Source organism: Nostoc mirabile CHAB5784 (genome assembly GCF_020829645.1).
GTDB lineage: Bacteria > Cyanobacteriota > Cyanobacteriia > Cyanobacteriales > Nostocaceae > Nostoc > Nostoc mirabile.
The window spans coordinates 1-12,407 of the sequence record NZ_JAIVFS010000081.1; the positions used below are offsets into that span (position 1 = coordinate 1).

Annotated in this window: 8 protein-coding genes; 3 read left to right on the plus strand and 5 right to left on the minus strand. The window is 40.4% G+C overall.

Annotation, left to right across the window (positions count from 1 at the left end):
- Positions 1-391: 391 nt before the first annotated feature.
- Entirely contained in the window at positions 392-814 is a 423-nt protein-coding gene (locus tag LC653_RS32915; RefSeq protein ID WP_229498832.1) for a hypothetical protein, read from the plus strand.
- A gap of 179 nt (positions 815-993) precedes the next feature.
- Here the strand turns inward: LC653_RS32915 and LC653_RS32920 are convergent, their stop codons facing one another.
- Positions 994-1,593: an MBL fold metallo-hydrolase gene (locus tag LC653_RS32920; RefSeq protein WP_229498833.1), complete on the minus strand. Its 600-nt coding sequence runs from the start codon at positions 1,591-1,593 to the stop codon at positions 994-996.
- Positions 1,594-1,978: 385 nt separating this feature from the next.
- On the opposite strand from LC653_RS32920, the gene LC653_RS32925 reads away from it, so the two are divergent.
- A complete protein-coding gene (locus tag LC653_RS32925; RefSeq protein ID WP_229498834.1) occupies positions 1,979-3,169 on the plus strand; it encodes a pyridoxal phosphate-dependent aminotransferase in 1,191 nt (396 codons plus the stop codon).
- A gap of 645 nt (positions 3,170-3,814) precedes the next feature.
- Positions 3,815-4,183 (plus strand): four-helix bundle copper-binding protein, encoded by a 369-nt coding sequence (locus LC653_RS32930; RefSeq protein ID WP_229498835.1) that lies wholly within the window; start codon positions 3,815-3,817, stop codon positions 4,181-4,183.
- Between the two features lie 95 nt (positions 4,184-4,278).
- Here LC653_RS32930 and LC653_RS32935 read toward each other — a convergent pair whose 3' ends face one another.
- From LC653_RS32935 to LC653_RS32950, 4 genes are all read right to left on the minus strand, one after another.
- Positions 4,279-7,290, minus strand: coding sequence for a type I restriction endonuclease subunit R (locus tag LC653_RS32935; RefSeq protein WP_229498836.1), 3,012 nt, complete (start codon positions 7,288-7,290; stop codon positions 4,279-4,281).
- Positions 7,287-8,864 (minus strand): type I restriction-modification system subunit M, encoded by a 1,578-nt coding sequence (locus tag LC653_RS32940; protein ID WP_229498837.1) that lies wholly within the window; start codon positions 8,862-8,864, stop codon positions 7,287-7,289. Before LC653_RS32940 ends, LC653_RS32935 begins: the two co-directional genes overlap by 4 nt.
- A 226-nt stretch (positions 8,865-9,090) precedes the next feature.
- Positions 9,091-10,935, minus strand: coding sequence for a molybdate ABC transporter permease subunit (modB, locus tag LC653_RS32945; protein ID WP_229498839.1), 1,845 nt, complete (start codon positions 10,933-10,935; stop codon positions 9,091-9,093).
- A 296-nt stretch (positions 10,936-11,231) separates the two neighbouring features.
- Entirely contained in the window at positions 11,232-12,134 is a 903-nt protein-coding gene (locus tag LC653_RS32950; RefSeq protein WP_229498841.1) for a class I SAM-dependent methyltransferase, read from the minus strand.
- Positions 12,135-12,407 lie beyond the last annotated feature (273 nt).

Consider the following 12,407-nt stretch of genomic DNA (forward strand, 5'->3'; position numbering starts at 1 on the left):
CCCACGTTGCTTCCTGGAATTAAGTTTTGAGGTTTTTGGACTCTATTTATAACTTTGAAGTATATGTTGTTCTAGTGCGGAGTGAAGCGTATCGTGTCCGTTTGGTCAAAATATGGTTCAAATCACAGCGACGCTCGTTTCTCTCCCACCCTTTTTATGATTATCATTATTGTATTATTATCTGGAGCAGATATACTACAGAATTGTTAAAGGTCGCGGATGCTTTGAGGCTGACAAGATAATATTTTTAATCTCTAATTCCATTTGATTTGCGTTCTCTCATATCGCTTTTAGTCTAAACTCCAGTTGGCTATCTCAGCTCATGTGATATTTCACTCAACTGTAGCGTTAACTATCCACTTCTAGTCAGAAGATATCAACATTCCTGCCTATGACGTTGGAAAAAAGAGAGAGAGTACCGTACCTACTTCCAAACAAGCAAATGCTCTCGCTCAACAAGCAAATGCGATTGCTCAACAAGCAAATGCTGCCGCTCAACAAGCAAATGCTGTCGCTCAACAAGCAAATGCTGTCGCTCAACAAGCAAATGCTGTCGCTCAACAAGCAAATGCTGTCGCTCAACAAGCAAATGCTGTCGCTCAACAAGCAAATGCTGTCGCTCAACAAGCAAATGCTGCCGCTCAACAAGCAAATGCTGTCGCTCAACCTGACTTTTGACGGGATGTGGAACAATACGCTTGGGTTAAGGCTAAAAAATAAAACTGGTGTAGGTTGGGTTGAGGAACGAAACCCAACATTATCAAGGCTTTGTTGGGTAACACTAAAGTTCAACCCAACCTACGATTCTTCTTAACCCAAGCGTATTGGGATGTGGAAAAGGGGATAGACTTTTGCAAGAGGTCTAATTAACATATAGGAATCCGGTTTAATTGCTGAAAAGGTTTTAAATTACAATTCTTCCTATAGCCTTTTTCATTTATTTGAACCACAATCTCCTGTAGGGTAGCACAGCTAGCTGTGCTACCCTAGCATTTACAGTGTCGCGACAAGTTCCTTTAAGCGATCGCGTCCATCACGGAAGACAGGCCAACCATCCCCCACTAGCACTGCTTCTACGCGACTCAGTTCTGCTAACCTGCGAACAGAAGCAACAGCTTCCTCTCGATTCAGCAGCTTGTCATCTGGCAATATAGTTAAGCTACCTGCTTTGCGTGCCCTGACTAAATCCCCTGTAATCAAAGTCGTCTCTTCCAGTAACAGAGCCAATTCACCGGGAGTTTTCGAGCCTTGGAGTTCAATTACTTTTAACCCAGGTACGAACTCTTCACCATCAGACAGCCAGCGATCGCAAGGTATAGGGAAAGTATCTTTTTCTGCCACAGGGCCAGCTATTTTAGCATAGGTTTGATCGGCAATTTCTTTACTTGCCCTGACATGCTCGGAATTCGTCAGCACAATCCAAACTACACCACCGAGGGATTTGAGATGATTCCAATCATGGTTTGATAGGGCTACTGGGTCAATCAAGATGTTGCCATCTGGGCGAATCCAGGCAATCCCATTGAAATCAATATTTCTTGCCGGATTGAAATTAGACCAGCTATAGAGATCGGGACGGTGCAAAGATTTCATGATGATTCTGGATCTGTACTTCAGTAATTGACTATTTATATCAATAATTAAGTATATAAGACCTCTTGCAAAAGTCCCTAATACACCCCACCCCTAACCCCTCCCCGCAAGCGGGGAGGGGAGCGTTTGCGTGAGCAAATGCGGGGTGGGGTTCTTTATTTTTGATTTATGCAAGAGGTCTTATTTTAATGTCCCAAAATTGAAACTAAAATAACCCTTAATTATACCACAAAATATTTATGCAAGAGTTCTATAGATTATAAGGTTGCATTCCCTCTGAATCTGGAATTTGAGTATACTACGATAAATTAATCGATATTATGGATTTCATCTGGTTTACAAAAATTCCCGCATAACTGCAATAAAGATCAACGGAGGTATAGGGGTGAGTAAGATTGTGCGCCAAAAAATATCAGCGAAGGCAGAACAGTTTACAGAGTCGGTGATTCGAGAAATGACGCGGGTTGCACTGCAACACGGTGCGGTGAATTTAGCGCAGGGGTTCCCTGATTTTTCGTGTCCCTTGGAGTTGAAACAGGCAGCAAATGATGCAATAGAGGCAGATGTCAACCAGTATGCCATTACTTGGGGCGATCGCTTATTTCGTCATGCGATCGCCAATAAAGTCCACTGGTATCTCGGCTTAGATATCAATCCCGAAACCCAAATCACCGTTACTTGCGGTTCTACAGAAGCAATGGCATCTGTAATGTTAGCGACAGTTGATCCCGGTGACGAAGTAATTGTATTTGAGCCATATTACGAAAACTACGGCCCCGATGCGATTTTAGCTGGTGCTATACCCCGGTACGTGACACTGCATCCCCCCCATTGGACATTTGATGAAGCACAGTTGCGTCAAGCTTTCAATGCCAATACCAAAGCTATTATTATCAACACACCCCACAACCCCACAGGTAAAGTCTTTACCCGTGAAGAACTCACCCTAATTGCTGAACTTTGTCAAAAATGGGATGTGTTAGCGTTCACAGACGAAATCTATGAACATATTCTCTATGACGGTACTCAACATATTGCCCTAGCTACCCTTCCCGGCATGGAAGAACGCACCGTTACTATTAACGGTTTATCCAAAACTTATAGCGTTACCGGATGGCGAGTCGGCTACATTCTGGCAAACCCCGAATTGACAGGAGCCATTCGCAAAGTCCATGATTTTCTCACCGTTGGCGCTCCTGCACCATTGCAACGAGCTGGAGTTGCTGCCATGCAACTGCCACCATCCTATTATGAAGAACTAGCCAAACTTTATCACCAGAAACGAGACAGCATTTTACAGATTCTAGATCAAGTTGGCATTCCCTATTTCGTTCCCAAAGGAGCCTATTACGTTCTTGCAGATATTTCCAAATTCGGCTACAAAACTGATGTTGAATTCACTTACCATCTAATTAAAGATATTGGTGTTGCCGTAGTTCCCGGTTCCAGCTTTTTCAGCCAACCAGAAAAAGGACATTCATTGATCAGATTTTGCTTTAGCAAAAGACCTGAGACATTACAAACAGCGAGCGATCGCTTACTCAAACTCCAATCAAATCTACAACCCACATCCTAACTTCATTTCTTCTCTTCTCTTACTTCTTCGCGCCCTACCCTGCGGGAAGCCGCTCCGCGTCTATGCGTCCTTCTCCCAAGGGGAGACGCTAACGCGAATGCGGTTCGTTTAAACATCCTATGATCCAATACGAAAGACCGATTTTCATTTGGCGTTGTAAACTTGATTTATCGCCTTACTTTCACAGATAGCTTTCTTTCCGGTAGGGATTTAAAGCCAACCAGAAACAGAATTACGAATTACGAATTTTTAAGGGTGTCTATCTTCAAGTTAATAAAAGTTAATAATTTCTGGGTTAATATAAGTTTATAAATGAATGCTTTATTTAGGCGTTTGTAAAAAAAAATAACATTATTTTGCTCCAAATTTAACTCTAACTTTTAATTTCTGATGGAAAGTTAACTTGCTCAATAAAACCCCACTTTGAAACAGGAGTTTATAAGCCTTAATGTGTAGTAATCCCCAGATAAACAACACTAAACTAGTGTAGAATTAGTTCAAGTTTCCGGTAATTATATTGGGATACTATGCTTATAAATTATGAATTAAAAATCCCATTGACTCTTTAAAAGGATAGGACTAATGTTATGAGTAGTCCTTCCAAAGACACTCTATTATGCATCAATAAATAAGGAGGTATTTCCGATGATGATGATGACTGAAACCATGACTCCAGAAATGCAAACTTGCATGGATGTTTGTATGGACTGTCACAAAATGTGCATGGAAACCATGACTCATTGCATGAGCAAAGGTGGTCAGCAGATGGACAAGAGCATGATGAGCATGATGAGCATGATGCGCGATTGCTCTGAAATGTGCATGATGTGCATGAATATGATGATGAGTGGTTCTGAGTTCATGGAACGCACTTGTATGCTGTGTGCTGAAATGTGCGATCGCACTGCAATGGCTTGTGAAATGATGAGTGATGATCCCAAAATGATGGAATGTGCTACTGCTTGCCGTAAGTGTACAGAGTCTTGCAGAAGTATGCACATGATGCCCGCATAATTCCACGACAATCTAGCAGAAGTTTCTCTGCAACCTAATATTCAAGCGCTCAGACTCTTTGGGTCTGGGCGCTTGAAGTAATTTAATCATTTTTGTTAGCTGAATTGTGTCAACCTTGTATACACTTTCCTCAGCATCCACTCTTTGACTACTTCACCAAAATCTTTGAAATCTATGATTTTGGTAAAAATATCTTGATTTAAATCCATTCGCTCAATCAGCTTTGTCAGAAATACATCCTCAAAGCCATATTTAAAGTTCTGAATTGAGTTACTTTTGGCTTGTTGTGATAATGTCTTATCCTGAACTAGTGCTTCTTCAATTTGGCTGAAAAAATATTTGTCTGCTTCAGTAAAATCAGTTCTAAATCTTTTGTTGAGAATATCGATAATCTCTGAAAGTTTAGCCTGTTCTTCTTTATCTCTTGGTATGCCAGCTTCAGTTATAGGTTGTAGAGATAACTCTGTATTTTTTTCTAAGACTATCTGACCTTCTCGAATTTTTTGTAGTCGATAATATTCTAGTGCAACTTCGTCAATAAGTTTAAAAGCTTCGCTTTGGCTAAGTTTTGGTAATTTGGTTTGCAAAAGACGAGCAAAAGCATAAAATTTTTCTAGTTCTCCATCTGCAAATGGCATAATCTGTGCCAAGAATGCATATAATCTGATAAAAGCGGTTAGACTATTTTTAAACTCATCTTGCTGTTCTTCACTTAAACCTTTAAAACGGTCTACAGCAGGATCAATAAAGGAATGCAGTCTACTTTGATCTTGATTATTTACCTTTTCCTGAGACTTAAAAAATATCTTGGCAAAAGCATCTACCTCACTAGGCCAGATAATCTGGTAGCTATCTAACCTATTTTTTAAATCATACAGTCTGTTAGGATCTGTTGTTGCTATTAGTGTTGTTTGTTCGTAATAAGGCTGGAAAGCATCAATAATTTCCTGCTCATCATTAGCAAAATCTAAAACAAAAGTGTCTTCCTTGCCGGGACAAGTGCGATTCAAGCGAGAGAGGGTTTGTACAGCTTTGACACCAGAAAGTTTTTTATCTACATACATGGTGTGCAATAATGGCTGATCGAAACCAGTTTGATACTTATCTGCTACAATCAGGAGTTGATATTCAACCGTTTCAAATTTTTCGGGTAATTCTTTTTCACCAAAGCCGTTGATATCAGATTCAGTATACTCGATGTAAGTTTCTCTATCGGTAAAAGCAGTAAAGGCTACTAATGCTTTGATGTCTGCATAACCTTGTTTCTGTAAATAGTTGTCGAATTCTTCTTTATAGCGGATTACATGGGATCGAGAAGCTGTAACCACCATTGCTTTAGCTTTACCGCCAATTTTATGCATCACACATTGGCGAAAATGCTCGATAATAACTTGAGTTTTTTGGGCTAGGTTGTGTGGATGGAGTGATAAAAATTTAGCGATCGCTCGACTCGTTTTCTTTTTAGAAATGTTAGGATCATCTGCGATCGCCTTACTGATTTTGAAGAAAGTTCTGTAGGTTGTATAATTTTGCAACACATCCATAATAAAACCTTCTTCAATTGCCTGCCGCATGGAATAAAGATGAAAGGGTTCTGTTTGCCCTTGGGCGTTCATCTGGCCAAAGTCTTCTAAGGTTTTTGGCTTGGGTGTGGCTGTGAAGGCAAAAAAGCTCAAATTTGGTTGTTTACCACGGGCACGCATCGACTTGCGGATGTTATCTTCAATATCATCTTCCTCGTCAACCATGCTTTCTTGCTTGGCTGAAAGACTTAAATCGTTGATAGAAAGCACTTCTTTCATTTTCTTGGACGCTTCGCCACTTTGAGAACTGTGGGCTTCGTCCACAATTAGGGCGTAATTACGTTTAGGCAGTTCGCCAATCTTGTTTTTTTCTAAGATTTCTCGAATCTTATCTAAGACAAAAGGAAATTTCTGTAAGGTAGTAATAATGATGTTAGTGCCAGAAACCAACGCTTCAGCTAGTTGTGCAGAGTTTTTATCAATTTTTTGCACTACTCCTTGCTTATGCTCAAACTGGTAAATCGTATTTTGAAGTTGCTGGTCTAATACTTTTCTATCAGTGATAACGATAACTAAATCGAAAACTCGTTGATCTTGATCATTATATAAGCTAGCAAGTTGATATGCTAACCAGGCAATAGAATTACTTTTGCCACTACCAGCAGAATGCTGAATTAGGTAATTTTGTCCTGTCCCCTTAACTTTGGCATCTGCGGTTAGCTTGCGAACTACATCTAATTGGTGAAACCGAGGAAAGATGAGGCTTTCTTTTTTAGCAGATTTGTGGTTTAGTTTAATGTTTTCTTGCTCTAGGTGCAAAAAACGACATATAATATCCAACCAACTGTCTTTTGCCCAGATATCATCCCAAAGGTAAGCGGTTTTGTAACCCTTTGGGTTGGGTGGGTTGCCTGCACCTTTGTTATAGCCTTTGTTGAAGGGTAGAAAACGGGTGTTACTGCCATCAATGCGCGTAGTCATCCAGATTTCATCGGGGTCTACGGCAAAATGCACCAAACAACGCCGCTTGAATTGAAATAACAAATCTCGGTTATCCCGGTCTTGAATATACTGGTGCTTGGCTTTTTCTACATTTTGTCCAGTGAACTGGTTTTTTAGTTCTACTGTGGCGACTGGTAAGCCATTAATACTCAGCAGCAAATCTACGGAGTTTTCATGATTAGCACTGTAATGCACCTGACGAGTCACAGTCAGGATGTTTTGCTCGTAAAGTGCTAAAGTATCGGGATTGAGACTGCTGGCAGGTTTGAAGAATGCCAATTTGAAGCGTACACCGTAGTCAATGATGCCATAGCGCAGCACGTCTAACATCCCGCGATTTTCCAATTCTTGGCACAGCCGTTGGATGAACTTAGATTCAACTTCAGCACCATGAATGTCTATCAGCTTTTGCCATGCTTCTAGCTGAGAAGTCTGAATAAACCGTAGCAGGATGACTTTATCAAGCGCTAATTCTTGAATAAAGTTGCTAGCATTGCCTTCTTCATAGCCACCATTACTCACTAAAGCGTGAACAATTGCATTTTCAAAAGCTTTTTCAGTTGTCTGAACAGTTGCAATCATGGTTGTGCCTCAGTCTGTTCAATCATTTTCACGGCGGTTAAAAATTGCTCATAAGCAACCTGACGGAGAATTTCGTGTAATTTGCCGCGTTGGAATTCATTTAAGTCTACCTTTAAAAAGTCTTCGTTATCAAAAATCTTACTAACAATGATATCCTGTTCTTTGCCATCGATCTCAAGTTTGCGTTTAGCATTGTCTTGAAACTCACCATAAATTCGGGTTATTTCCTCAATTTGATTGGGTTTGCCATCTTCACCATTGCCAATTTCATTCCGCTTATTTCCTAAGCTGCGACTCATTTTTTTGTAATAATGAATGGCGTTAATTAGCTGTATTTTACCTTTGCGCTCTGGGGTTTTATAATTAGTGATTATCCAAATATATGTGTAAATTCCAGTATTATAAAATAATTGGTCAGGCAGTGCCGTGATAGCTTCTAACATATCATTTTCAATAATCCATTTGCGAATATCACTTTCGCCACTGCCAGCACTTCCAGAAAATAGTGGTGAACCGTTAAATACAATAGCAATTCTAGAACCGCCATCATCCCGCTTCATCTTAGAAATCATGTGTTGCAGAAACAGAAAAGAACCATCTGAGATTCTGGGCAACCCTGCTCCAAAACGGCCATCAAATCCTTTCTTTTCATACTCATTTTTGACGTAGGTTAGTACTTTCTTCCATTCCACGCCAAAGGGTGGATTAGATAACATATAGTCAAAATTTTCATGTGCTAAACCGTCAGTTGTGAAAGTATTGCCAAACTTAATATTGCTGATATTTTGACCTTTAATCAACATATCAGATTTACAGATTGCGTAGGATTCTGGATTAATTTCCTGACCAAAAACTACAGTTTTAGAGTTTTGGTTAAGTTCTTTAATGTACTCTTCTGCTAAAGACAACATCCCACCTGTTCCACAGGCAGGGTCATAGATAGTTGTCACAATACCTTCTTGAGTTAGAATATTTCTGTCATTGAGAAACAGTAAGTTGACCATCAGCCTGATAACTTCACGGGGTGTAAAATGTTCCCCTGCGGTTTCATTAGATAGTTCCGAAAATTTGCGAATCAATTCTTCAAAAACATAGCCCATCTCCACGCTGTTTACTTCATCTGGATGAAGATTGATTTCAGCAAAGTTTTTGACAATTAAAAATAATATATTTGCTTCATCTAAACGATTAATTTGGTCAGTAAAGTTAAAATATTCAATGATTTCTCTTCCAGCAATAGAGAAGCCATTAATAAAGTTTCTGAGATTAGCAGCTACATTATCTGGGTCTGCCTTGAGTTTTTGAAAAGTAAACTGGCTAATGTTGTGAAAAGTTACGCCAGCTTTCTGATTTAGTAACGGCTCTGGATTTTTCAGATTCATGGACTTTAGTTTGGTTTCGTAAAATTCCATGACTACTGCTTTTGTTGGCTCTAGAACACAGTCTAAACGGCGCAACACTGTAAACGGTAATATAACTTTACCGTAGTCAGCTTGCTTATAATCACCGCGTAAAAGTTCAGCAATACTCCAAATAAAACCAGCAAGTTTTCTTACTTTTTCCGTTCGAGACATTAAAAACTCCAGGGTAGACTCATCAACTGTAATGTCTTGGAAGCCAGCTAACTCACATTTTGCACCAGACGACTAGGAAGTTGCAGCTATACAGACAAAACCCGCCTCTACGGGTTTGAAGCTATTGCTTGCCATAATCATCCTATGTATGGTCAAAGAACTAATCTATCACTGCCGCCAAGTTTTCCATTATTACAGCTTCGTTGCGTCCCGTGCATCTCTGCGTTCATTCCATCAAAATCAACCGCAGAGGATCTAAACGCACATACCAAGGAAAAGCTTGGTCTTTCATAGTCGCCCATTTTTCTTTGAAGACTTCAGCTTGCAGATGATAATCTTGAGAATTCTTTCCAGCCGAATGTAGTTTGAGAAACAACGTCATTCGATGAGGCGTTTCACTTGTTCCTACTACCCAGCAGGGAAAGGTATTTTCCTGTGATGAGTCGTTGGTAAAAATGAACTGATGGGCACGAATGCCGATGTGGGATAATTCGCTTTTGACAGGTTCAATTACTTTCAGAGTACAACCCCAATCAATCGCTTCCACTTGTTGCGATGACTGAAGAATAAGGCGGGAGAAGTTTTTACATCCGGTAAGTTGGGCGACACTAACAGTACTAGGATGCTGGAAAATATCGTGTTTTGAGCCATAATGAACGGCTCTACCATGCTCCAACACCAATAGATTCGGGCAAATCCGATAAGCTTCTTCCATATTATGGGTGACAAATAGAGTCACACCTTGATAGCCAGCAAGAGTTTCTGTCATTTGCTGCTCTAATTGACTACGCAGATGGGTATCAAGTGCCGAGAACGGCTCATCCAAAAGTAATGCTTCCGGTTGACTTGCTAATGCTCTTGCCAAAGCTACCCGTTGTTGTTGGCCTCCAGAAAGTTGGTGCGGATAGCGATCGCCTAATCCCTGCAACTGCATCGCTATTAGTTGCTCCTCTACCTGCACTCTAATGCTCCCAGCCGATAGTCCTTTGGGCAAGCCAAAAGCGATGTTTTGCGCCACACTCATGTGCGGAAACAGAGCATAATTCTGCACTAAAAAACCAATGCGGCGATCGCGGCTGGGTAAATTAATTCTTTGTTCTGAGTCAAACAGAACTCTGCCATTTAAAACTATGCGCCCGATTGTGGGCGTTTCTATCCCCGCAAGGCAGCGCAAAATCATGCTCTTACCTGCACCAGAACCCCCCAATAATCCCAAGGGTTGCTCATCAGTAGTAAAAGCAACTTTTAAATCAAAGCTAGGAAGTATTTTTTCAATGTTTACAAACAATCCACCAGATTCAAAACTAGAGTCCAACGTATAAAGATTTTCTCCCCCTGCTCCCTGCTCCCTGCTCCCTGCTCCCTGCTCCCTGCCCCCTGCTCCCCACTCCCCACTCCCCACTCCCCCCTTCTTTTCCCTCAATTCTTGCCAGAAGTTGACTGCAATAATTCCAGATAGAGAAATCACCATAATTGCGATCGCCCAGAACCACGCTTCGTTCATTGCTCCCGCTTCCACAGCAAAATAAATCGCCATTGGGATTGTCTGCGTAAGTCCTGGAATGTTACCAGCCAACATCAATGTCGCCCCGAATTCTCCCAAAGCACGGGCAAAAGCGAGCATTGTGGCGGCTGCAATGCCGGGTAATGCTAGGGGGAAACTGATGCGCCAAAAGATTGTGGCTTCAGTTGCACCAAGGGTTCTGGCTACTCGCAGCAAATTACCATCTATTTGTTCAAAAGCTCCCAATGTAGTTTTATACATTAGAGGGAAAGAAACTACGGTAGCTGCGATCGCTGCACCATACCAAGTAAAGACGATGGTGAAGTCAAAAGTCTCCATGAATTTTCCTACAGGGCCATTTTTGCCAAAAAATAGCAGCAACAAGAAACCGACAACCGTAGGCGGTAAAATCAGTGGCGCAATAAAGATACTCTCAATCAACGATTTCCCTTTGCCACGATATCCCAGCATCCAGTAGGCAGCAGCGATACCCAAGAAGAATGTGATAAATGTAGCAAGTAATGAAGTTTTGAGTGATATCCAAAGAGGCGATAAATCCAATGGCATAGCTGCGGAGGGAAGAATTAGCTCAACTAATCCCTAATTTACCAACTTTAGTTAAAACATGTTGCTAAAAGTTGGTAAATTACATTTATTGTCAAAATAAAAGCACAACAATGTTGGTTGTGCTTCCGTAGTTCCTTTGTATTCAGTTCATTAGACCTGTTGCAAAAGTCCCTAAGACCCCACCCCCAACCCCTCCCCGCTTGCGGGGAGGGGAGACAAAGCGTAGCTTTGGCGGGGTGGGGTTCTTATTTTTGATTTATGCAAGAGGTCTATTGTGAAAAAAAATACTTTCTTAATTAGTCCAGTTGAGTACTGTAGGCACTAAAACCATAAGCCAAAGTTTCCTTTAAACTATCTGATGGCTTAAGGCTTCTATTGATAGCATTAGCAAACGGCACTGGAATTCCTTTAATGGTTTCCGGCAAAATTGCATATTCTTGCGTTGGTTCGACACTGTATTGGGGACACTTAGCTTTTATCCCAGCAGTCGCCAACATTTCATCTATTTCAGCAGATGTATATTGCTTGAGATAAACTGGATTTCTCACAAATGGATTCAGCCTTCTGATAAAATTATGGATAATATGAGAAGGACAAGACTTGTTGTGAAAGGAATGATTAAAAACGAAAATTCCACCAGGTTTTAGTACGCGAGATATATCAGCCAGCAAATTTCTTAATTGTGCATCTGGGATATGCATAAAGACGCAATTAGAAATTACCAAATCTATAGAATTATCTTCTAAAGGCAATATTTCAGCAGAATTGCAAATTAAGTTAAATTCAGCTTCAGGAAAAAAATTGTATTCTTGTTTAACCTTGATTAACCGCTGCAACAAAGGTTCAGAAATATCAATTCCATAATATTTTCCGCATCTCAAATTTTTAGCTTTAGATAGATGTAAAGGTGCGCGACCATAACCACAACCAATCTCTAAAATAGAATCAACAGATTTATTTAGTGGAAATTTATTCCAAGTACCTCCAGGTGTGCCAGTTAACAGAGTGTAATCTTGTTTGATAGGCGATGTATCTGCAAGTTTTTCAACTTTTTGGGAACCATAGTATGTTTTACCAATTGCGTCCCATCTTTTTTTATGTTGAGTATTATTCAATTGTTCATAGTCGTTAGGAAAATAAATGCCATCTCGTAATTCAAAGTCATTCAGACTGGATTTTACATTTGCTAATTGAGACATTATGATTATTCCTCGTGAATAGTAAAGTCTGTTTTCTGTTATACTCTTAACTCAGCATTAACCGCAAGCAATTTTTACTGAATTGCTCCACCTTAGCCTTTCTCAAAGTCTATAACTGTTTTTAATTCAATAGAATATGGTTCGTAGGCTAGCACAGCTATGCTACCAAAGCACGTATTGTATCCATAGACGCGTAGCGGCTACTCTTCGAGAACGCTTTCGGGACTTCCAAATAAAAAAATATCCCAAAACTGACGCAAAAATCTTCTCTAT

Coding starts and splice junctions, on each gene's coding strand:
- LC653_RS32915 (WP_229498832.1), top strand. CDS start 392: ATGACGTTGGAAAAAAGAGAGAGAGTACCGTACCTACTTCCAAACAAG.
- LC653_RS32920 (WP_229498833.1), bottom strand. CDS start 1,593: ATGAAATCTTTGCACCGTCCCGATCTCTATAGCTGGTCTAATTTCAAT.
- LC653_RS32930 (WP_229498835.1), top strand. CDS start 3,815: ATGATGATGATGACTGAAACCATGACTCCAGAAATGCAAACTTGCATG.
- LC653_RS32935 (WP_229498836.1), bottom strand. CDS start 7,290: ATGATTGCAACTGTTCAGACAACTGAAAAAGCTTTTGAAAATGCAATT.
- LC653_RS32940 (WP_229498837.1), bottom strand. CDS start 8,864: ATGTCTCGAACGGAAAAAGTAAGAAAACTTGCTGGTTTTATTTGGAGT.
- modB (WP_229498839.1), bottom strand. CDS start 10,935: ATGCCATTGGATTTATCGCCTCTTTGGATATCACTCAAAACTTCATTA.
- LC653_RS32950 (WP_229498841.1), bottom strand. CDS start 12,134: ATGTCTCAATTAGCAAATGTAAAATCCAGTCTGAATGACTTTGAATTA.